This is a genomic window from Sphingopyxis sp. EG6 (genome assembly GCF_003609815.1).
Taxonomy (GTDB): domain Bacteria; phylum Pseudomonadota; class Alphaproteobacteria; order Sphingomonadales; family Sphingomonadaceae; genus Sphingopyxis.
Genome location: NZ_AP017603.1, coordinates 903775 through 923114 on the forward strand (window position 1 = coordinate 903775; position 19340 = coordinate 923114).

Sequence of the window (19340 nt, forward strand, 5' to 3'; positions counted from 1 at the left end):
GATGCGCCGTTTTCTTTCCGCCTTTCGCCGACATCGTCGGGGAGGGTGGGCGGACTATTGCCCAAAGCGCGCTTGACGCGCGGGGCACGGCAACCCATCTGGCCCGAAGCATTAGTTTGTAGGACAGGACGATCGACATGGCGAAAACCAGCCCGGCTGAGTTCATCAATCAGGTGCGCGCCGAAGCCAAGAAGATCGTCTGGCCCACGGGGCGCGAGACGGTGCAGACGACGATCATGGTTCTGATCATGACGACGATCCTGGCGCTGTTCTTTTTCGGCGTCGACACGGTTTTCAACGCGATCGTCAGCTGGCTGACGTCGCTCGCGCGCTAAACGCCGCGGCTTTCAGGGACAGGATACGGGATAGACATGGCGCGCTGGTACATCATTCACGCCTATTCGGGTTTCGAGAACAAGGTACGCGATTCGGTGCTCGCCGAAGCCGAGCGCATGGGGCTCACCGATTTTGTCGAAGCGGTCGAGGTGCCGGTGGAAACCGTCACCGAGGTCAAGCGTGGCAAGAAGGTGCAGGCCGAACGCAAGTTCTTCCCCGGCTATGTCCTCGCCAAGCTGACGATGACCGATGACATCTATCACCTGGTCAAGAACACGCCGAAGGTCACCGGCTTCCTGGGGTCGATGGGCAAGCCGCAGGCGATCAGCGAAGCCGAAGCCGCGCGCATCCTGAACAGCAAGGAAGAGGCTGCGGCCCGTCCGAAGCAGGAAATCCGCGTCGATTACGAAATCGGCGATCAGGTCAAGGTACTCGACGGTCCCTTCGCCAGCTTCAACGGGCTGGTCGAGGAACTCGATTTCGAAAAGGCGCGCGTCAAGGTGTCGGTGTCGATTTTTGGTCGCGCCACCCCGGTCGAGCTCGACTTCGAACAGGTCGAACGCATGAAATAGTCGGCGTCGCCCTCGCGAAGGCGGGGGCCGCTGGCGGCATTGCCTGGCAGTGCTGCATCAACCGATGGCGGCCCCCGCCTGCGCGGGGGCGACGGATAGGGGCTAGCCCGTCTTATGAGTTCGCTCACTCCCGCCGAGATTCAGGCTCGCATCGATCGCGCACGGCACATCCAGTCGACCTTCTCGCCCGAAAAAGTCGTCAGCGCGGTCACCCGGCTGTTCGATCTCGTCCCCGCCGACGAACCCGACGAGTTCACCTTTCCCGCGTTCGCCAAGCCAACGCGCGACCGCATCTTTGGCGGCCAGGTGATCGCGCAGGCGCTGGTCGCCGCGGCGCGCACCGTCGATCCGGGCAAGTCGGCGCATTCGCTCCACGCCTATTTCCTGCGCGGCGGCGACGAAGCCAAGCCACTGCACTTCCGCGTCCACCGCGATTTCGACGGGCGCAGCTTCGCCAATCGTCGCGTTGTCGTGCGGCAGGATGGCAAGGTGATCTTCAACCTCACCGCGTCCTTCCACGCCCCCGAACCCGGCGCCGCGCACCAGGTACCGATGCCCGACCTGTTGCCGCCGGGCCAATGCGTCGAATTTACCGAGAACCTTGCCGCCGACCCGAATGTCAGCGACGCGCAGCTCGACCGCATGGCGCGCCTCCGCCCGTTCGAGATGCGCAGCTTCCGGCCGCCCTCGACCGAAAAGGCGTCGGCGCATTATCAATGGTATCGCCTCGCGGCGCCGATCGGTGACGACCCGCTGCTCCACCGCGCGTTTCTCGCCTACGCCTCCGATATGGGGCTGCTGTCGTCATCGCTGCTGCCGCACGGCTTCACCTGGTCGACGCCGGGGCTGTTCTCGACCAGCCTCGACCATGCGATGTGGTTTCACGACGACATCCGCGTTGATGAGTGGTTCGCTTACGTCATGGACAGCGACTGGACCGGCGGCGCGCGCGGGATCAACCGCGGGCTCGTCTATCGTCAGGACGGCACGCTGATCGCGTCGGTGATGCAGGAAGGCTTGCTGCGGCTGGTGCCTCCCGCCGCCTGACCGCGCCACAAGGCTTGTTTTCTGCGCCGTTTCGGTCTAACGGCGCCGCTTCGCGTCAGATAAGGGCGTGATTCCGCGCGGGAGGAAGGGGTGATGCCCTTCTGCTTGACCGCTAATTTTGAGGTTCACCGGCAACGGCGGACCGACAGAAAGACAGGAGGCCATCATGGCTAAGAAGATCAGCGGCTATATCAAGCTGCAAGTTCCGGCAGGGACCGCAAACCCCTCGCCGCCGCTCGGGCCGGCGCTCGGCCAGCGCGGTGTCAACATCATGGAATTCTGCAAGGCGTTCAACGCCGCGACGGATGGCATGGAAAAAGGCACCCCGACCCCGACCATCATCACCGTGTTCGCCGACAAGAGCTTTTCGTTCGTCACGAAGACGCCGCCGGCAACCTATCTGATCAAGAAGGCCGCAAACCTCAAGTCGGGTTCGAAAGAGCCGGGCAAGATCAGCGGCGGCAAGATCGCGCGTTCGAAGCTGACCGAAATCGCCGAGATCAAGATGAAGGATCTCAACGCGAACGATCTGGAACAGGCAACGAAGATCATCGAGGGCAGCGCGCGCTCGATGGGCCTCGAAGTGACGGAGGGCTGAACCGATGGCCAAGCTGACCAAGAAGCAGAAGGCGCTCGAGGGCAAGGTTGACAGCCTCAAGCTGCACACTGTCGACGAAGCGCTGAAGACCGTCCGCGAACTCGCCTCGGCGAAGTTCGACGAAACGCTCGAAATCGCGATGAACCTGGGTGTCGATCCGCGCCACGCCGACCAGATGGTCCGCGGCGTCGTGACGCTGCCCGCCGGTACCGGCAAGGACGTCAAGGTCGCCGTGTTCGCGCGCGGCGACAATGCCGACAAGGCGCTGGCCGCCGGCGCCGACAAGGTCGGTGCCGAAGACCTGATGGAAGACATGCTCGCGGGCAACCTCGACTACGGCCGCGTCATCGCGACGCCGGACATGATGGGCATCGTCGGCCGCCTCGGCAAGACGCTGGGTCCGAAGGGCCTGATGCCGAACCCGAAGCTGGGCACCGTGACCCCGAACGTCGCCGAAGCCGTGAAGGCCGCCAAGGGCGGTCAGATCGAATTCCGCGTCGAAAAAGTCGGCATCATCCACGCCGGCCTCGGCAAGCTGTCGTTCGGCGAGGAAAAGCTCCGCCAGAACTTCGACGCCTTCGTCGACGCAATCGTCAAGGCGAAGCCGGCTGGCGCGAAAGGCAAGTACGTTCGCAAGATCGCGCTTTCGTCGTCGATGGGTCCGGGCGTGAAGGTCGATACCGCCGACGTCACCGGCGCCTGATCGAAGCGCCAACGAATTAAGGAAGGGCCGGGGGAAACTCCGGCCCTTTTCTTATGGGCGAAATGCCACTTTGAGGCGGTTTCGAGACCATCCCTTATTTCCGTTCGTGTCGAGCGAAGTCGAGACACGCTTGGGAAGCACCAGCCTTCGCGTGTCTCGACTTCGCTCGACACGAACGGGATTATAAGTTCGGCTTGACCACGATGGCCCGCAACCGGTCGCTAGCGGTCATTCCCTAAGCCCCCGCATTGCCGCCCCCGCCGCAAACGGCCCGATCATCGTCAGCAGCAAGCTCGTCGCGCCCAGCAACTTCATCGCCCCGCGCCCCGACGGGTCGAGCATCCCGGCGCCAAAGATCAACAGCGGCACCGCCAGCGGCAGCACCAGCAGCCCGCCGATCGCACTTCCGCCCTTCAGTCCCGCGGTCAGCGCCGCGCTCAGGACCGCGAGCGACGCCAGCGCCGGGACCGCGGTCGCAATCCCTATCGCCAGCACTTCCACCCGCGCCGCATCCTGCGCCAGCAACGCCGCCGCGGGGAACAGCGCGATCATCAACGGCACTCCGAACGCGATGGCATGCGCCAGAATTTTCACCGCCGCGATCACCTCGTCGGCGATTCCGCGCACTGCGAGCTGGTCGAGCACCCCGGCGTCGCGGTCGGGCCGCACCAGCCGGTCGATCGGCAGCAGTGCCGCGAGCAGCGCCGCGACCCAGACCATCCCGCCCCCCGCGCGGCGCAGCAGCGGTGCGTCGGGGCCGACCGCGAAGGGAAAGGCGGTCGCGACGAGCAGGAAGAACAGCACCGGCAACCACAGCGCTCCGCTGCCCCACGCGCGCCGCAGATCGCGCCAGAACAGGGCGAGGAGGGTGGTCACGCCAGCGCCCCCATATCGAGCTCGGCCAGGTCGGGCAGCCCCAGCGCAAAATGCGACGCCAGCAACACCACCCCGCCATTCGCCCGATGCGCCGCAATCGCCGCGACCAGCCGGGCCTGCGCCGCATCGTCCATGCCGTTGGCCGGCTCGTCGAGTAGCCAGATCGGCGCTCCGCTTGCGATCACGCGCACCATCGCGGCACGCTTGCGCTGCCCGGTCGACAGCATCGCCACCGGCACCTCGCTGAGCGGCGCCAGCGTCATCGCCGCCATTGCGCGGTCGACCGCATGGCCATCGACGGTATCGACCCGCGCCCAGAAATCGAGCGCGCGGCGCAGCGGCAGTTCGGCGTCGAGCGCCGCCGCCTCGTCGATCAGCGCGATACGCCCGCGGCGCTCGACCGTCCCCGCCGCGGCGCGCAACAATCCGGCCGCCAGCCGGATCAGGCTCGACTTGCCCGCGCCATTCGGCCCGCGCAGCCACAGCGCCTCGCCGGGCGCCAGCGCCAGCGACAGATTTTCAAACAGCAGCCGGTCGCCGCGAATACACGCCACCCCATCAAGCTGCAAAAGCGCACTCACGCCATATCTTCCAGCGCGTGCATATCGTCGTCCGAAAAACCAAAATGATGCCCGATCTCGTGGATCAGCACATGGCGCACCAGCCAATCGAGCCTCTCGCCGGTTTCGATCCACTCGACCAGGATCGGCACCCGGTACAGCGTCACGCGGTCGGGCATCCCACCGCTTTCGCTGACGCTGCGCTCGGTCAGCGGGCGGCCTTCGTATAGGCCGGTCAGGTCATAGGGATGCTCGATGTCGAGCGATCGCAGCACCTCGTCGTCGGCAAACTCCTCGATTGCGATGACGACGCCCTGAATATGCGGCAGGAACACCGCGGGCATCGTCGCCAGCGCCGCCTCGGCCATCGCGAACATCGCGTCGGCGTCGGGCGCGACGCCAGTCCAGCCGGCTGGCAAATCGGGAAGGGCGGTCTTGTCGCTCATCGCGCCCTTCCTTATGGCGGCGGCACGGCCTTTACCAGCGGGAGAAACCAGATGGTCCAGAAACTCGACGACACCGCCCGCACCGCCTTGCTCGCCCGCTTCCCCGACTGGACGCACGAACCGGTGCGCGATGCGATCACCCGCCGCTTCACCTTCGACGATTTCGCGCAGGCGTTCGGCTTCATGGCCAGCGTCGCGATCATCGCCGAAAAAATGGATCATCACCCCGAATGGTCGAACGTCTATAACCGCGTCGACATCCTGCTGACCACGCACGACGCCGACGGCCTGTCGGAACGCGACGCGAGGCTCGCCGAAGCGATCGAAGGGTTGCTTTGAGCCGATGCTCCGTTTCGACCCCTCGCACCAATTACTCGCGGTCGGGGTGGCGATCCTTGCCGGGTTCGTCGATGCGATCGGGTTCGTCGAATCGGCGGGATTTTTCGTTTCCTTCATGACCGGCAATTCGACCCGGCTCGCGGTCGGGCTGGCCGAGGGGCAACATGCCGCACTGGTCGCCGCGATCATCATCGCGACGTTCGTTTTCGGCGTGGTCGCGGGGGCGCTGGTCGGGGCGCAGGCCGGGCGGCGGCGCTCGCTCGCGGTGCTGATCGGCGTCACCATCCTGCTGGCGATCGCCACGCTGCTGCGGCTCGAGGGCGAGGGATGGAGCGCGATCCTGTCGCTCGCGCTCGCGATGGGGGTCGCCAATGCCGCCGTTGCGGGGCGCGACGGGTCGGTGATCGGCGTCACCTATATGACCGGGACGCTGGTCCAGATGGGGCAAAAGATCGCCAACGCCCTGCGCGGGGAAGGGGATCGCCGCTGGCTACACCATCTGGGCCTGTGGGCGGCGCTCGTCGGCGGCGCGCTGCTCGGCGCGCGCGCCGTCATCTGGTCGGCGCCGCTCGCCTATGGCTTTGCCGTCATGATGGCGGCGCTGCTCGCCGCCCGCGCGGGCTGGATTGTCCGCGACGCCGGATAGCGGGCGCCCGATAATGGCCGTAAAACGATGCGCTTGCCGAGCCAGGCGGGTCGGTGACAGCAATTCGGACGGCGCATCTTGCGCTCGTGCCACACCGGTCTAAAAGGCAGGAAAAATTTTTCCTTTAGGAGAGGGGTCCGCATGTCTGGCAGCCTGCTGCGTCGCAAACCGATCGTCCCGGAACAGCAGGAGGGGCAGCACGCGCTCGCGCGCACGCTCGGCTGGCCGCACCTCATCGCACTCGGTGTCGGGGCGATCGTCGGCACCGGCATCCTGACGCTGATCGGCGTCGGCGCCGACAAGGCCGGTCCCGCGGTCATCCTGTCCTTTGCCATCGCCGGGCTGATCTGTGCCTGCGCCGCGCTCGCCTATGCCGAAATGGCGACGATGATTCCCGCGTCGGGCAGCGCCTATACCTACAGCTATGTCGTGATCGGCGAACTGATCGCGTGGGTCGTCGGGTGGAGCCTGATCCTCGAATATTCGCTCGTGGTCAGCGCCGTTGCGGTCGGCTGGTCGGGCTATGCCGCGCCCTTGCTGGAGGCGTGGGCGGGGGTGCCGATGGCGCTCATGCAGGGGCCGGAGCTGGACGGCATCGTCAACCTGCCCGCGATCGCCATCATCGCGGTCGTCGCCGGATTGCTGCTCGTCGGCACGCGCGAGAGCGCGACGCTCAACGCCATCCTCGTGCTGGTCAAGGTGCTGGCGCTGGTGATCTTTGTCGCCGTCGCGCTGCCCGCGTTCAATGCCGCCAATCTCGAACCGTTCAGCCCCTATGGCTTTGCCAAGCATATGGGGCCGGATGGCGTCGAGCGCGGGGTCATGGCCGCCGCCGCGATCATCTTCTTCGCCTTTTACGGCTTTGACGCCATTGCCACGGCGGCGGAGGAAACGCGCAACCCCGACCGCGATCTCAAGATCGGCATCGTCGGATCGATGTTTGTGTGCGTCGTCATCTACATCGCGGTCGCGGTCGCCGCGGTCGGGGCGATCGCCTACACCCGCTTCGCCAACAGCCCCGAACCGCTGGCGCTGATCCTGCGCGAACTCGGCAGTCCGCTCGCGGCGCAATATCTGGCGGTGTCGGCGATCATCGCGCTGCCCACCGTGATCCTCGCCTTCTTCTATGGTCAGAGCCGCATCTTCTTCACCATGGCGCGCGACGGGCTGCTCCCCGCCAGCCTCGCGAGACTGTCGGCGCGCGGAACGCCGGTGCGGATTACCATCTTCACCGCGATCGTCGTCGCGGTGCTCGCGGGCTTCATCCCGCTTGGCGAACTGGCGGCGCTCGCCAATGCCGGCACGCTCGCAGCGTTCACCGCGGTCGCGATCTGCATGCTGATCATGCGCGTCCGCGCCCCCGACGCCCCGCGTACCTTCCGCGCCCCGATGCCATGGGTGATCGGGCTCGGCGCGATCGTCGGCTGTATCTATCTGTTCTTCAGCCTGCCGATGCAGACGCAGCTGTGGTTCCTGGTGTGGAACGTCGCCGGGCTGGGGGTTTATTTCCTCTATGCACGGCGGAATGCCCGAGTGGCTTCGGCGTAGCGGCCACGCTTCAGCGGCAGCCACCTTCCTGCAAGGCCCGGTCGACCGACGGGCTGACGCTCGCTTCGAAAACCTGGTTTTCCAGCTCGCGTGCCGGCGAGCTGTCGGCCTTGATCGTGAAGGCGAAACTGGGGGTCGATACGCGCATCGCTCCACCAGGCTTCATGGTCTGGACCGTATAGGCGACGGAATAATCGTAGAGATAGCGTAGCGGTGGCTGGGCAGGGCAAACCAGCCGCATCAGCACGTTCTTGCTGGCGTTGGCGCAATTCTTGCGATGGTTGGTATATTCGGGATTGGCGCGATAGGTGCGGTCGAGCTTGGTCACCGTCAACCCGATGGCGCAGGCCCGCTGCGCGTCGGCCCCATAGGTGAGCTGGACATTGGGCTTGTCCTGCAAGGCCTTGACCGCCAGCAGGTTCCAGTCGTCGCGTCGGGCCCGTCCAAACATCACGGGAAGCAGGGCGATGCGCGTGCGCAATCCGTCGGGCTGGAAAATGGCCGGCCAAAGCTGGAGCGCGGTGAGCAGCGAGGTGGCGTGCACTTCCCCGCGGCCAGCATCAAGCCTGGTTGCGATCGCCATGGGGCGATTGTTCATCAGCACCATCGAACCGCTGTAGCCCGTCGCGACGGTACCTTTGCGCTGTTCCGAAAATGTGAACCCCGACGTGTGCGATTCGCTCACCCGCAGCGGGACCTGGCGCAATGCGGTTGGGGATGTGCGGTGCAGCAGCAGCGCCTGGCTGTTGGCGCGATAGTCGAACCCCCGCGTCCATGTGGGGTCGATAAAGGTCTCGACGCAGCTCGGGATGCCACCGGCCGCGACCGTTGCATAGGCGATGTCCAGATCGCTGTGCGGGGTCCATTCGCCAGCGCGGATTGTGACCCTCGCCCGGTCGTCGGCGACGACCATGTCGCCCTTGCCCTCGACAACATGGGCAGCGGTCAGGATCACGCACTGTTGACCGATACGAAAGCCATAGCCGCCGCCCTGGCTGTCATCGCTGGTGATCGCGAGCGGTCCGGCGTTGCCCGGCGACGCCTGTGCAAGGATCAGCAGAGCAAAGCAGGAGAGGGCGGCCTTGATGGTCGGGGCGCGCTGCACGTCATGGCTCCTTTGTTCGAGATTGTCCGTCGGCCTTGCGCGGTGCCCGGCGTCGCGGCTTTTGTTCGGCCCGCCCGGATGGGGCGGCCTGCGGCGCTGCTGGCGATGCAAGCAGCTGCTCCTCGTCCTCTTCTTCTTTTCGCAGGGCAAGGATCGACGCGATGAGGCCGCCGATCGTGACCAGCGTCGCCGCCATCGCGAAAGCGGCCTGCAATGCCGGAGACTTGACCACACGCGACCAGGACGACACCTGGATCAGCTTGGGCAGTCCGGAGACCGGCGTCACTTCGCCCATTGTGGCCAGCCCGATAGCATCCGTCCGGCGCATCATGCTGACGGCGAGCAGCGGCGCGCCCGCCGCTTCGTCGGCGCTGGTGCCGAAAGCGAAGAAGGCGAGCGGCTGGCGCCGGTCGGGCCCCGGGTCCGCGCAATTGGCGGACAGCAGCTTGTCATAGGTTTTGCGGTATCCGCCCGATTGGGCATCGTCGGCAACGATGAGCTCGGGATGCGAATAGATGATGCTGAACTGTTCGACCTTTTCATCGACGAACCGGATGCGCTCGGTCCCGATATAGGGGGATTCGATTGCGGTAACCTGTGCCTCCGACGACAGGCGGGCGCCCGCACCTGTTTGTCCGTTCAGACCACCGATTTCGATGACGCCGCGGCTCGCGACGGTAAAATCGCTTTTATCGGTCGCGATCAGGATGCGGCTCCCCGATGGCAACTCTTGGACCTGCGATCCGGTATCGATGGTGGCGACCGGTTCGGGATCGGACGACGATGCTTGCCCCCAATTGTCGAGCAGATCGCCGTCGATGCCTTGGCGGAGAAAAATCTCCAGTCCTTCGGGTGTGGCGCGATAATCGGCGGTCACATTCGCCGCGATGCGCATCCGGCTGGAATCGACGATCGTCAGATCGCTCTCGGCGTTCGGTGCCATGATCGTGATCGGCGGCAGGGTGATGGGGTCGGTGGCTTCGCAGCCGGTGAATTGGGAAATCGATCCGGTCCGTCCGGTGGCGATGAATTGCACGATTTCGACGCGCGAACTGGCCGCATAACCGGCCAGAAAGATCAACAGCATGGCGAGCAGCAAGCACAGGCCGAGCAGTTGCCACCCGGCGATCCGGCCAGCTCTGCCCGCTAGGCGTGGCAAGATGCGACGTTTTCCCCCGTTCGCCATTGTCATAGCAGCGGACGCTGAACCCGCCTGACATCCATACCCTGGACAATTTCGATCGTCAGAGCCCTCATCGCTTCAAGCTCCGCCAGCGAAAGGCGGCAAACGGTGTTGTAAACCGGTGACGGCCCGCGGCCGAGGCCGGTGACGCAATCACGCTTTTGGCGGTCGGGCAGGACCAACCGGACGCGTGAGCTGGCGCCCAGATTCTGGAACGCAACGGCGATCGTGTCGCCCTTGGGCGGTTGGCCGTCCGCGGTCCAGGCCGCGAGCATGACGCCGCGGCCGCTGGCGGAGGGCGTCTCGGCAAGCGACGCGAACAATGGGTCGGCACGGGCGGAACGAATGGCCGCAGGCTTTCCCTTGTCGGGAAGGGTCAGGACGTTGGTCCACTGACGCGCGACCGACTTGCCGCTGAACTCTCCGATACCCGAATAGAGGCCGTCGTTGGTAACGGCCGAAACCTGAACCTTGCCACTGAAATTGGCGAGCGGACGAACCCACAAGGAAAGCCGCTTTTCGCGCGGATTCTGCCGTGCGAGCGTCAGGCCGACGATCGTGCCGCCACTGATCGCGCGGATCTGGCTGGAGCGCTCGACGAAGCTGGGTCTGGACGTTGCCGTGAATTGCGCGGCGGCAGTACTGATGGTCAACAAACCGCCGAGAACGGCTGCGCCGAGCAGGCCCAAATTCGCACGAAACATCAATGCCCCCAAATACATCTGTTCCGAAATGAGAGCAGAGCATGGCAGAAGGCGACACCAAATCCAAACATAATGTCTTGGTTTGGCGTGATAACAACAGGGTTCGCGGTTCCCCTCCCCATGGTTTCGCCACGGGGAGGATCGTTCAGCTCAATCGAACAATTCGCTCAGGAAACTCTTCTTGTAATTCTTCTTGTAGGGCTTGCCGCCATAATAGCGGTCGTCATGGCCATGCTCGCGATATTGCGGCTGCTGTTGATAGGACGGCTGGGGCGGCGGCGGGGCCGACGCGCGCGGGGCCGGGGCGGCGGCTTCGCTGCGCTCGATAATCTTGTCGAGCTCGCCGCGGTCCAGCCACACGCCGCGGCATTGCGGGCAATAATCGATCTCGATCCCCTGGCGCTCGGACATCGTCAGATTCACGCGGCAGGTCGGGCACAGCAGCCCTTGGGCATCGGTCACAGATTTTCCTTTCGTCGGTCGCGAAAAAGGCGGCGCAGATCCGCTGCCTCGTTCAACGCACGATCGCAGATTCGCGTTCCGCTTCCAAGACGAAGAAACCCCGCTCCGACCGGGGGCGGAGCGGGGTCAAGGGTCTGGCTGGCGGCGCGGTCAGCGTTCGGGTTCGAACGCCAACAGGTCGCCCGGCTGGCATTCCAGCTCGGTACAGATCGCCTCCAGGGTCGAAAAGCGCATCGCCTTTGCCTTGCCGGTTTTCAGGATCGACAGATTGGCCAGGGTGATTCCGATCCGCTCGGACAGGTCGGTCAGCGTCATCCGCTTGGCGTGCAGCAGGTCATCCAGTTTCACGACGATCGCCATCACACCGTTCCTTCCAGCTCACCGCGCATCGCGGCGCCCTGTTCGAATACCGCCGCCAGGACGAAGGCGAGCAGGATCGACAGCAGGCTGCCGATGGAAAGGCCGCCCATCTGGCTGAATTCGCTTCCGGCCCTGGCGATGTTGGCCGCAGTCCAGTGGACGGGCAGGGCCAGCACCTGGATGGTCACCAGCGACCAGCCGATCCGCCGCAGCCGCGCCGCATTGTCGATGATGAAGGGATCGCGCGACGCACTGGTCACCAGCGCCTGCAACTGGCGCAGGATATAGGCGGCAACGCCCAGCACCGCGATCAGCAACAGCATCAGGATGCCCAGCGGAAAGCGGATTGTCGCGACGTCGACAAATTCGGGCATGGTGCGAATTTCGGCCATCACGTCGGGCCAGGCGACGACCAGCGCGATGGCGACGCCGGCGACGATGAGCGCGGCGGCGGCGACCAGCGCCAGCATCAGCCAGAGCAGGCCGTGGGTGGCGCGGAACAGGGTGGGGTTGGTCGTAGGCATATCGTTCTCCAATAGGGTGGTTATTGAAGAACAATATATTGCGATTCGAATTTATCGTCAATCAATAATATTGAAAAACGATATGGAGGGGGTGCGGGGATACGGTCGGCCCGGTTTTCCCGATCACCTCAGGCTTGCCGGGCGTCTGACTCTCTCGACCACATATCTGTTCCCCGGCGAAAGCCGCGGCCCAGGGCGTCCGAATGCAACGCCTGTGTGAGAACGCTCTGGACCCCGGCTTTCGCCGGGGAGCAGCCCATCACTTGCCGTCAGGGGATGAGTGTCGACGTTCAGCCCGGGATAACGATAGGGAAGGGTTCAAGCCTCCCGCCAATCGAACGGCAGCGGCGCCTCGCGGAACGCAAACCGGACGAGGTGGCGTGCGACGGCGCCTTTCAATCCTTCGAGCTGTCCCTCGACGCTGGCATCGATGCGGACCGAAAGCGTGTCTGGTCCCGCGTCGAAGGTCACCAGGCCGTCGCCCGGCCAGTCGGCTCCGCGCGCATCCTTGGGAAAGGTCACCGTCCCATGCTCGGCGTTGAAGGTGACCGCCAGATTATGCTGCCAATGCTTGCAAAGCTGTTGCAGATATTTGCTTGCATGCGCGGTCGGCACCGCTGCGGTGGCGCTGACCGTCATCATAGCCGCTCGATCTTTTGCGCGGCTTCGTCGATCAGCGCGACGATGTCGTGCAGCGCGGCCTTGTCGAGGTCGCGGTCGCTCAGCCGGTCCATCAGCACTTGGCGCAAATTGCCCATCGCGCGGCGGACCGACGTCGAATCGGTGCGCTGCGTTTCTTCGCCGACCGCGGTCAGGCGGGCGATCGCCGCGGCGACAACGTCGGCATGGGTTTCCAGTTCGGTGCGCCCGGCTTCGGTGATTGCGAACAGCTTTTTCGCGCCCTCGCTCTGCTGCGCCGCGATCTGGCCCATGTCGTCGAGCAGGGTTAGCGTCGGATAGATCACTCCCGGGCTGGGCGCATAGGCGCCGCCGGTCAGCTCCTCGATCTGGCGGATCAGGTCATATCCGTGGCGCGGTTCGTCGGCGATCAGCTTCAAGAGCACCAGCCGCAGTTCGCCGCTGTCGAACATGCGCTGTCGGCCGCCGCGCTCACCCCGGCCACCGCCGCCGCGTCGCCCGCCAAAGCCATGCCCGAAACCATGGCCAAACCCGCGTCCGCCGCCGCGGTGCATTGCGTGCCGCCCGCCGCAGCCGCGGCTCGCGATCTTTGCATAAAACATCATTATTCTTCCTTTGTGCGATTCGTGATGTGTCTAAGATATATCTTAAAACGAATTTTGCAAGCTTGCGACGGCGCGCTGTGCGACACTTTCGTCAACTTCCCGCCCGCTGCCTTGACTTCCGGCGGTTTCCGGCTATTAGCGCCCCCGTGTTGTTGCAGGTCCGCCTGCGGCAATTCCGTCCGAGACAGTTGGTGCAGGGGATTTGCCCTGCTTAATTTCCAGCCGAGACGGGGAACAGTCTTTATCGGTCGCCCGCCTGCATGTTCAGGCGACGCGTCTTGACCGACCCCTTCGGACATCGTTGCGCGATTGCAGGCGAGCCTTGGCTCGCATCGGCATTTGCGTGTGTGAGCCGCCCGGCGGCGCGTGCGTTTCGGCGCCCGCGGATCCGGGCACAGAGTGGAGTATAGGCATGGATCGTACGGAAAAGGCCGAAGCCGTATCCTCGCTGAACGCTACGCTGTCGTCAGCTGCCGCGGTTGTGGTCGTCCGCAACCTTGGCATGACCGTCGCCCAGTCGACGGTGCTGCGTCAGCAGATGCGCGATGCAGGAGCCGATTTTCGCGTCACGAAGAACCGTCTTGCCAAAATCGCGCTCGACGGCACGTCCTATGGCGGGATCGGCGAACTGCTGACCGGCCCTACCGCGCTTGCCACCTCGACCGACCCGGTCGCGGCGGCGAAGATCGCGGTGGAATTTGCCAAGACCAACGACAAGCTTGAAATCGTTGGCGGCGGCATGGGCGACGTGGTGCTCGACGTGGATGGCGTGAAGGCGCTGGCTTCGCTTCCCTCGCTCGACGAGCTGCGCGCCAAGATCATCGGTCTGGTGCAGGCTCCGGCCACCAAGGTTGCGCAGATCGCCGCAGCCCCGGCTGGTCAGCTGGCGCGGGTTTTTGGCGCGTATGCCGCCAAAGAAGCAGCGTGATTTCGAACTATTATTGAAACTTAATGCCGGGTGCGTCCCGGTTCTGATGGAGAATGAACATGGCTGATCTCGCAAAGATCGTTGAAGAACTGTCGTCGCTGACCGTCCTCGAAGCGGCTGACCTGTCGAAGATGCTCGAAGAAAAGTGGGGCGTTTCGGCTGCTGCTGCTGTTGCTGCCGCTCCGGCCGCTGCCGCTGCTGGCCCGGCTGCTGAAGAGCAGACCGAATTCGACGTCATCCTGACGGGTGACGGCGGCAACAAGATCAACGTGATTAAGGAAGTCCGTGCGATCACCGGCCTGGGTCTTGGCGAAGCCAAGGCGCTGGTCGAAAGCGCACCGAAGGCGCTCAAGGAAGGCGTGAGCAAGGCTGAAGCTGAAGAGCTGAAGGCCAAGATCGTTGCCGCCGGCGGCACCGTCGAACTGAAGTAATCGGTTGGCGGGTCCGGTCGGATATTCCGGCCGGTGACGGAAAAAAGAAAGGGCGGCGCCGCGAGGCACCGCCCTTTTTTTTGCGGTGAGGGACTACCGCAGGAGGTGGTTCAGCCGTTCGAATAACCGGGACGAAACGTCGTGGTCGTGCGCGGACGCGCTGCTTCCGGACGGCGGACGTCCTGCTGCTGCATCGCGGGTCCGGGGCGCTGGGCGATTTCCCAGGCGCTGACCGGCTTGCGCGTCATATCCTTCTGCGCGCCGAGCGTTTCATTATAGGTCAGGCGTTCTTGGCGATCGAGGAAACGCGCCCGCTTCAGCCGCTTCGACAGCGTCACGAACGGATTTTCGGGGGTGGGACCGGCCATCGCCATCGCTTCATGGCGCCCCATGCTGCCACTCGGCGCGGCGGCAAAGGCGGGCGTCGTGCGCGGCGCTGCCACTTCCGGCGTGCGCGGCGCATAAGCTGGGCTGACCCATTGCTGGCCTTCGCCCGCAATGGGCGCGCTCGCAGCGGTCCGCTCGATGGGCGCGTCGCGGACGACCTCGGCATAAGCCATGTCGTCGGCGGGGTGACGGCGGCGACGGGCAAAAGCTAGCCCGGCTCCGCCGATCACCAGCAGGGCGGCGGCCCCGCCAACGATTTCCCACGGAAACTCGCCGCTCACCGCGGGTGCAGGTTCGGCGGGCGTCGAAGTCGGGTCGATTACTGGTTCGGCGGGCGCGGCGATCGGCGCGGCGAGCGGTGCCAGTTCGGCGGTCGGCGCGGTGTCCGCAACGGGCGTCGCGACCGGCGCAGCAGCCACCGGTGCGGCAGCGACCGAGCGCGCGCGCTGTGCGGGGCGCGGAGGTGCGGGCGCTTCTGCCCGTTCGGCGGCGCGCGGCGCGGGGGTGGTTTCGGCAGGTTCGATTTCAAGCGGTACGCGAATGACCGGCGCCGGTGCCGCGGGCTGCGCGGCCTGCGGTGCAGCGGCCGGCGCGGGCGTACTCGGCTCAGCGACCGTCGGCGGAGTTTGCGGCGTCGGCGCGGTCGGCGCGGTGACCGGCGGGGTCATCGTGATGGTCGGCGCTTCCTGTGCGAAAGCGGCGGGGGTGGACAGGACCAGGAACGCGGCAATCGCGCTCGTGGCGGGGCGGGAGAGGGCGATATTCTTCATCATAGTGAAGGAGGAACGAACCGCGCTCGAAAAGCGCTGCGCCAAAGCGCGGATTTCCGCGACGAGCCGTGGCGGTCGGGCGGCGCGGCGAAGATTCTGGCCCGATTGATCGTGGGTAACGACCGGCTTTGCGGTCAGCCACACGGTTCTGGAAGATTGGTACGGCGGAGCATAATTCACTGATTTTCCGTGCCTTGTCGGCGAGTGTGACACTGTTTTTGCATTTCGCGGTCATCAATCGTCACCAATTCGTCATCACTGCGCAACCCCGGCGTGGTCAGGCGCGCCCATGAAAACGACCGACCTTGCGCCCACCCGGCTGCCCGATCGCCTGCGCGAAACACAGCGCCTGTTGTTCATCGCCAAGCACGCCCGCTGGACCGGCGGACTGCACGCCGACGACGGCAATCATGCGCTGTATCATCGCGAAATGCGCGAGACGTTGGAGGGGCTGGGCGTCGAATTGCTGATCGCCGACAGCTATGCTGCGCTGTTCGATCGGCCCGCGGCTGATTTCGTCTTTCCGCTGCTCAATCGCGGCGGCTTCTTCAATTCGGAAATGTTGTTGCCCCTGCTCTGCAACCAGCATGGCCTGCCCTATCTTGGCGCCTCGCCGATCGTGCGCGGGCTGTCCGACGACAAGCATCTGACCAAGCTGGAGGCGGCTGCGCGCGGGATACCGACGGCGCCATGGGCGCTGTTTCGTCGCGGCGCGCCGGTCGATGTCGCGCGGTGTCCGCCCGCGCGGCGCTGGGTGATCAAGCCCAACAACAGCTCGGCGTCATGGGGCGTCCGCGATGCCCACGACCGCGCCGAACTGGCGCGGTCGATCGCGGAAATCCACGCGCTCGATCATGACGCGCTCGTCGAGCCCTTCATCGACGGCAGCGACATCGAAGTGCCGGTGATCACCCTGGACGGCGAACCGGCGATGCTGCCGATGATGATTTTCGAGCAGGCCGACCCGGCGCAGCTGCGTACCTATCAGGAAAAGCGCGATCTGGTCGGGCAGGTCGGATATTGCATCAAACGCTTCGACGATCCGCTGATCAGCCGACAGGTGGCCGAATATACCCGCCGCATGGCCGACGTGTTTTGCCCGTTCGATTATGGCCGGTTCGAATTTCGCGTCGATCAGGCGACCGGCGACGTCCGACTGCTCGAGGTCAATCTCAACTGCAACCTGTGGTCGGAAAAGCTGTTCGCGCGTTCGGCAGTGATTGCGGGCTTCACCCATGCGGCGCTGGTCGAAACCATCGTTGCCGAAAGCATGATCCGCCAGATCGGGCCCGCGATGGCGCGGCGCGACGCGGCATGACGGGGGCGGTCCTGATCCTTGCGGGGCGCCGACCGGGGACGCCCGATCCGCTGGCCGTCGCGCATGGCGTCGCCGACAAATGCCTTGTCCCGGTGGCGGGCCGACCGATGATCGCGCATGTGCTGAGCGCCGCCGCGGCGAGCGACGCGCGGCAGATTTTCGTGTCGACACATCATGTGAATTTACTGGCCGATCTCGACGATCCGGTCGTCGCATCGTTGGGCAAGCGCCTGATCATCGTCCCGGCGGCGAACAATCTGGCGGACTCGGTGCTTGCGGTCGCGGGCGTCGCGGCCTTTCCGTTGCTGGTCACCACCGCCGACAATTGCCTGCTGACCCCCGAAACGATCGCCGAGATTGCCGCCGAAGCCGCGCGGCTCGACATCGAGGCAGGGGTGGCGCTGGCGCGGCGCGACGATGTGCTGGCGGTACATCCCGAAGGCCAGCGGCGCTTTTACGAATTTTCCGACGTCGCGGTATCGAACTGCAACGCCTATTGGATTGCCCATCCGGGCGCGCTCAGGGCGACCGAGGCGTTTCGTGGCGGCGGTCAGTTTGTCAAAAGGCCGCTGCGGGTGATGCAGGCGTTCGGGCTCATCAACCTGCTCCGCTTTCGTTTCGGGCTGGGGCCGATCCACCATATCTTCGCGCGCATTTCGCGTCACATGAACGTCGAAATCGCCCCGTTGCTGGTCAGCAACGGGGCGACGGCGATCGATGTCGACAATGAACGCTCGCTCGGCGTGACCGAAGCGCTGTTGGCACGTCGCGGCGGGGTCAGTCCGCCACCCAATTGCCGTGAAAGCCCGGCGGAACCCGGTGCGGCAGATGAACGACGGCTTGCGGTGACCCGGTAAAATCATCGGCGTTCAGGATGACGAGCGCGGTCGTCTCGTCCTTCATGTCGACGACCAGGCCGATCAGCCACCCGTCATCCTCGGCGCCGTTGATGCCGCGCGGAACGAACACGAACTCGCCGGGATGGCGGCCGGGGCCGAAATCGTGGATTGCGGTGGTGCCGCTTTGCAGGTCGTGGCGAAACAGGCGGGTATCGGCGATCTCCATTTCGGTCGTCGCGCGGTCGGGCAGCGCGACCGAATAAATATACCGGTAGGGCTGCGTCGTCAGTCGCTCGTCGTAACGCGGAAATTCCTGTGGGTGGTCGTAAATGATCGCGCGGGTGGTCGTGCCCGCTGCCGGATCGATCGTCCAGCGCTCCATCCGCGACCGCTCGCTGTCCGGGCCGCGTTTCGAGCTCGCGAACATCGTGTCATGCGCCACCACATCGACGATGACTTTGCCGTCGGCGGTCTCATAGGCGTTGGCGGGATGAAAGACATAGCAGGGCTCGACCGGCACCCAGATGATGCTGTCGCCGCTGCCCTTGCGCGGAAGCAGGCCGACGCGCGCCGGATGCGCTTCGTTCCAGGCATAGGGGAAGCGATAGCCCGCGAGCAGCATCTTCATCGAAAAGGTGACGGGCAGGTCGAATACCAGGGCATAATTGCGGGTGATCGCGCAGTCGTGGATCGACGGACCGTCGCTGACCGCGATCGCTTCCTCGCGGATGACATGGGCGTCCTTGTCGAGCACGACGTGCCAGACCTTGTTCGGTTCGTCGCCGCGATAGGTGATCGCATGGACCTCGTCGGTGACCGGGTCGTGGTGCGGGTGCGCGGTGTACGCGCCGACCAGCGTTCCGTCGAACGGGTTGTGCGCGATCGTATTGAGCTCATAGCCGAGCTCGACCGGCTTGCCGCCGGCTTCGACGATCGCGAATGTGCGGCCGGCCAGCCCGACGACGTTGGTGTTCGGGGCGTCGTTGCGATCGGCACGCGGGCCGGGGGGCAGTTCTTCGCCCAGCGCTTCGCACGCTTCGCTGCCGCGCACCCAGCGGTTGCGGTACCAGTCGGCCTTGCCGCCTTCGATGCGGATACCATGGACCATCCCGGCGCCGGTGAACCAGTGATAGCTGGCGGGGTCGGGCGCGATCGCGGGGTTCGGACCGTTGCGCAGATAGCGGCCGGTGAGGGCGGCGGGGATTTCGCCTTCGACGCGCAGTTCCTCCAGCGTCAACTCCTCGGTCATCGGTTTATGGATGCCGGTAAGATAGGGATGCGCGTCGGTGGGACGGGGCAGGCGCTTGCGGTTGAAATCGGCGACTTTGCCAATCCCCTTGACGACGGCGCCGCGGATCAGGGTTTCGACGTTGCTTGCCATGATATTGCTCCTTACGGATGTTGGCGAAAGTGC

General features: G+C 65.0%; 25 protein-coding genes. 12 read left to right on the plus strand and 13 right to left on the minus strand.

Annotated elements, in window-relative coordinates:
- The first annotated feature begins 137 nt into the window (after nt 1–137).
- The 5 genes from secE (at nt 138) to rplA (ending at nt 3256) form a co-directional block, all read left to right on the plus strand.
- A complete protein-coding gene (gene secE / locus SPYCW_RS04370) occupies nt 138–335 on the plus strand; it encodes a preprotein translocase subunit SecE (RefSeq protein ID WP_120215766.1) in 198 nt (65 codons plus the stop codon).
- A gap of 36 nt (nt 336–371) precedes the next feature.
- Nucleotides 372–908 carry a transcription termination/antitermination protein NusG gene (nusG, locus tag SPYCW_RS04375; protein WP_120215767.1) on the plus strand — a complete coding sequence of 179 codons (537 nt, stop codon included), beginning with the start codon at nt 372–374 and terminating at the stop codon, nt 906–908.
- Between the two features lie 114 nt (nt 909–1022).
- On the plus strand, nt 1023–1955 hold the full coding sequence (locus SPYCW_RS04380; protein WP_120215768.1) for an acyl-CoA thioesterase: 933 nt from the start codon (nt 1023–1025) through the stop codon (nt 1953–1955).
- Between the two features lie 166 nt (nt 1956–2121).
- The gene (gene rplK / locus SPYCW_RS04385) at nt 2122–2553 is read left to right on the plus strand and encodes a 50S ribosomal protein L11 (RefSeq protein ID WP_120218097.1); all 432 of its coding nucleotides are present in this window, start codon (nt 2122–2124) and stop codon (nt 2551–2553) included.
- Nucleotides 2554–2557: 4 nt separating this feature from the next.
- Nucleotides 2558–3256: a 50S ribosomal protein L1 gene (gene rplA / locus SPYCW_RS04390; RefSeq protein ID WP_037516057.1), complete on the plus strand. Its 699-nt coding sequence runs from the start codon at nt 2558–2560 to the stop codon at nt 3254–3256.
- A 228-nt stretch (nt 3257–3484) separates the two neighbouring features.
- Here rplA and SPYCW_RS04395 read toward each other — a convergent pair whose 3' ends face one another.
- The 3 genes from SPYCW_RS04395 to SPYCW_RS04405 are packed head-to-tail and all read right to left on the minus strand — an operon-like array spanning nt 3485 to nt 5138.
- The gene (locus SPYCW_RS04395) at nt 3485–4132 is read right to left on the minus strand and encodes a heme exporter protein CcmB (protein WP_120215769.1); all 648 of its coding nucleotides are present in this window, start codon (nt 4130–4132) and stop codon (nt 3485–3487) included.
- Nucleotides 4129–4713 (minus strand): heme ABC exporter ATP-binding protein CcmA, encoded by a 585-nt coding sequence (gene ccmA / locus SPYCW_RS04400; RefSeq protein WP_120215770.1) that lies wholly within the window; start codon nt 4711–4713, stop codon nt 4129–4131. The genes SPYCW_RS04395 and ccmA overlap by 4 nt, the downstream gene beginning before the upstream one ends.
- Nucleotides 4710–5138: a metallopeptidase family protein gene (locus SPYCW_RS04405; RefSeq protein ID WP_120215771.1), complete on the minus strand. Its 429-nt coding sequence runs from the start codon at nt 5136–5138 to the stop codon at nt 4710–4712. Before SPYCW_RS04405 ends, ccmA begins: the two co-directional genes overlap by 4 nt.
- Nucleotides 5139–5189: 51 nt before the next feature.
- Here SPYCW_RS04405 and SPYCW_RS04410 point away from each other — a divergent pair, with 51 nt between their 5' ends.
- The 3 genes from SPYCW_RS04410 to SPYCW_RS04420 all read left to right on the plus strand — a co-directional run bounded on the left by SPYCW_RS04410 (nt 5190) and on the right by SPYCW_RS04420 (nt 7671).
- Nucleotides 5190–5477 (plus strand): 4a-hydroxytetrahydrobiopterin dehydratase, encoded by a 288-nt coding sequence (locus tag SPYCW_RS04410; protein ID WP_120215772.1) that lies wholly within the window; start codon nt 5190–5192, stop codon nt 5475–5477.
- Between the two features lie 4 nt (nt 5478–5481).
- Entirely contained in the window at nt 5482–6123 is a 642-nt protein-coding gene (locus tag SPYCW_RS04415) for a YoaK family protein (RefSeq protein ID WP_120215773.1), read from the plus strand.
- 141 nt (nt 6124–6264) lie between these two features.
- Nucleotides 6265–7671 carry an amino acid permease gene (locus SPYCW_RS04420; RefSeq protein WP_120215774.1) on the plus strand — a complete coding sequence of 469 codons (1407 nt, stop codon included), beginning with the start codon at nt 6265–6267 and terminating at the stop codon, nt 7669–7671.
- Between the two features lie 10 nt (nt 7672–7681).
- Here the strand turns inward: SPYCW_RS04420 and SPYCW_RS04425 are convergent, their stop codons facing one another.
- The 8 genes from SPYCW_RS04425 to SPYCW_RS04460 all read right to left on the minus strand — a co-directional run bounded on the left by SPYCW_RS04425 (nt 7682) and on the right by SPYCW_RS04460 (nt 13253).
- Nucleotides 7682–8776, minus strand: coding sequence for a trypsin-like peptidase domain-containing protein (locus tag SPYCW_RS04425; RefSeq protein ID WP_120215775.1), 1095 nt, complete (start codon nt 8774–8776; stop codon nt 7682–7684).
- A 1-nt stretch (nt 8777) separates the two neighbouring features.
- Nucleotides 8778–9935 carry a hypothetical protein gene (locus tag SPYCW_RS04430; protein ID WP_145985937.1) on the minus strand — a complete coding sequence of 386 codons (1158 nt, stop codon included), beginning with the start codon at nt 9933–9935 and terminating at the stop codon, nt 8778–8780.
- 29 nt (nt 9936–9964) lie between these two features.
- Nucleotides 9965–10648, minus strand: coding sequence for a hypothetical protein (locus SPYCW_RS04435; protein WP_145985938.1), 684 nt, complete (start codon nt 10646–10648; stop codon nt 9965–9967).
- A gap of 165 nt (nt 10649–10813) precedes the next feature.
- Complete coding sequence (locus SPYCW_RS04440; protein WP_232014917.1) at nt 10814–11074, minus strand: zf-TFIIB domain-containing protein; 261 nt, start codon at nt 11072–11074, stop codon at nt 10814–10816.
- 201 nt (nt 11075–11275) lie between these two features.
- The gene (locus SPYCW_RS04445; RefSeq protein ID WP_120215778.1) at nt 11276–11485 is read right to left on the minus strand and encodes a helix-turn-helix domain-containing protein; all 210 of its coding nucleotides are present in this window, start codon (nt 11483–11485) and stop codon (nt 11276–11278) included.
- A complete protein-coding gene (locus SPYCW_RS04450; RefSeq protein ID WP_120215779.1) occupies nt 11485–12009 on the minus strand; it encodes a DUF2975 domain-containing protein in 525 nt (174 codons plus the stop codon). Before SPYCW_RS04450 ends, SPYCW_RS04445 begins: the two co-directional genes overlap by 1 nt.
- A 318-nt stretch (nt 12010–12327) precedes the next feature.
- Entirely contained in the window at nt 12328–12648 is a 321-nt protein-coding gene (locus tag SPYCW_RS04455) for a DUF2218 domain-containing protein (protein ID WP_120218099.1), read from the minus strand.
- A complete protein-coding gene (locus SPYCW_RS04460; RefSeq protein WP_120215780.1) occupies nt 12648–13253 on the minus strand; it encodes a PadR family transcriptional regulator in 606 nt (201 codons plus the stop codon). The genes SPYCW_RS04455 and SPYCW_RS04460 overlap by 1 nt, the downstream gene beginning before the upstream one ends.
- Nucleotides 13254–13665: 412 nt before the next feature.
- Between SPYCW_RS04460 and rplJ the strand changes: the two genes are divergently transcribed.
- On the plus strand, nt 13666–14181 hold the full coding sequence (gene rplJ, locus SPYCW_RS04465; protein WP_120215781.1) for a 50S ribosomal protein L10: 516 nt from the start codon (nt 13666–13668) through the stop codon (nt 14179–14181).
- A gap of 59 nt (nt 14182–14240) precedes the next feature.
- Nucleotides 14241–14612: a 50S ribosomal protein L7/L12 gene (gene rplL / locus SPYCW_RS04470; protein WP_120218100.1), complete on the plus strand. Its 372-nt coding sequence runs from the start codon at nt 14241–14243 to the stop codon at nt 14610–14612.
- 110 nt (nt 14613–14722) lie between these two features.
- Here the strand turns inward: rplL and SPYCW_RS04475 are convergent, their stop codons facing one another.
- Nucleotides 14723–15949, minus strand: coding sequence for a hypothetical protein (locus SPYCW_RS04475; RefSeq protein WP_145985939.1), 1227 nt, complete (start codon nt 15947–15949; stop codon nt 14723–14725).
- A gap of 109 nt (nt 15950–16058) precedes the next feature.
- On the opposite strand from SPYCW_RS04475, the gene SPYCW_RS04480 reads away from it, so the two are divergent.
- Both SPYCW_RS04480 and SPYCW_RS04485 read left to right on the plus strand, forming a co-directional pair.
- On the plus strand, nt 16059–17087 hold the full coding sequence (locus SPYCW_RS04480) for a D-alanine--D-alanine ligase family protein (RefSeq protein WP_120215783.1): 1029 nt from the start codon (nt 16059–16061) through the stop codon (nt 17085–17087).
- A complete protein-coding gene (locus SPYCW_RS04485; RefSeq protein ID WP_120215784.1) occupies nt 17084–17944 on the plus strand; it encodes an NTP transferase domain-containing protein in 861 nt (286 codons plus the stop codon). The genes SPYCW_RS04480 and SPYCW_RS04485 overlap by 4 nt, the downstream gene beginning before the upstream one ends.
- Here SPYCW_RS04485 and SPYCW_RS04490 read toward each other — a convergent pair.
- Nucleotides 17865–19307, minus strand: coding sequence for an 8'-apo-carotenoid 13,14-cleaving dioxygenase (locus SPYCW_RS04490; RefSeq protein ID WP_120215785.1), 1443 nt, complete (start codon nt 19305–19307; stop codon nt 17865–17867). The genes SPYCW_RS04485 and SPYCW_RS04490 overlap by 80 nt on opposite strands.
- Nucleotides 19308–19340 lie beyond the last annotated feature (33 nt).

Excerpts from the sequence above, each read along its gene's own strand:
- SPYCW_RS04455 (WP_120218099.1), bottom strand. The coding sequence starts at position 12,648 with ATGACGGTCAGCGCCACCGCAGCGGTGCCGACCGCGCATGCAAGCAAA.
- nusG (WP_120215767.1), top strand. The coding sequence starts at position 372 with ATGGCGCGCTGGTACATCATTCACGCCTATTCGGGTTTCGAGAACAAG.
- secE (WP_120215766.1), top strand. The coding sequence starts at position 138 with ATGGCGAAAACCAGCCCGGCTGAGTTCATCAATCAGGTGCGCGCCGAA.
- SPYCW_RS04415 (WP_120215773.1), top strand. The coding sequence starts at position 5,482 with ATGCTCCGTTTCGACCCCTCGCACCAATTACTCGCGGTCGGGGTGGCG.
- rplK (WP_120218097.1), top strand. The coding sequence starts at position 2,122 with ATGGCTAAGAAGATCAGCGGCTATATCAAGCTGCAAGTTCCGGCAGGG.
- SPYCW_RS04410 (WP_120215772.1), top strand. The coding sequence starts at position 5,190 with ATGGTCCAGAAACTCGACGACACCGCCCGCACCGCCTTGCTCGCCCGC.
- SPYCW_RS04450 (WP_120215779.1), bottom strand. The coding sequence starts at position 12,009 with ATGCCTACGACCAACCCCACCCTGTTCCGCGCCACCCACGGCCTGCTC.
- SPYCW_RS04480 (WP_120215783.1), top strand. The coding sequence starts at position 16,059 with ATGAAAACGACCGACCTTGCGCCCACCCGGCTGCCCGATCGCCTGCGC.
- SPYCW_RS04440 (WP_232014917.1), bottom strand. The coding sequence starts at position 11,074 with ATGTCCGAGCGCCAGGGGATCGAGATCGATTATTGCCCGCAATGCCGC.
- SPYCW_RS04405 (WP_120215771.1), bottom strand. The coding sequence starts at position 5,138 with ATGAGCGACAAGACCGCCCTTCCCGATTTGCCAGCCGGCTGGACTGGC.
- SPYCW_RS04490 (WP_120215785.1), bottom strand. The coding sequence starts at position 19,307 with ATGGCAAGCAACGTCGAAACCCTGATCCGCGGCGCCGTCGTCAAGGGG.
- rplJ (WP_120215781.1), top strand. The coding sequence starts at position 13,666 with ATGGATCGTACGGAAAAGGCCGAAGCCGTATCCTCGCTGAACGCTACG.
- SPYCW_RS04460 (WP_120215780.1), bottom strand. The coding sequence starts at position 13,253 with ATGATGTTTTATGCAAAGATCGCGAGCCGCGGCTGCGGCGGGCGGCAC.
- SPYCW_RS04380 (WP_120215768.1), top strand. The coding sequence starts at position 1,023 with ATGAGTTCGCTCACTCCCGCCGAGATTCAGGCTCGCATCGATCGCGCA.
- SPYCW_RS04485 (WP_120215784.1), top strand. The coding sequence starts at position 17,084 with ATGACGGGGGCGGTCCTGATCCTTGCGGGGCGCCGACCGGGGACGCCC.
- rplA (WP_037516057.1), top strand. The coding sequence starts at position 2,558 with ATGGCCAAGCTGACCAAGAAGCAGAAGGCGCTCGAGGGCAAGGTTGAC.
- rplL (WP_120218100.1), top strand. The coding sequence starts at position 14,241 with ATGGCTGATCTCGCAAAGATCGTTGAAGAACTGTCGTCGCTGACCGTC.
- SPYCW_RS04420 (WP_120215774.1), top strand. The coding sequence starts at position 6,265 with ATGTCTGGCAGCCTGCTGCGTCGCAAACCGATCGTCCCGGAACAGCAG.
- SPYCW_RS04445 (WP_120215778.1), bottom strand. The coding sequence starts at position 11,485 with ATGGCGATCGTCGTGAAACTGGATGACCTGCTGCACGCCAAGCGGATG.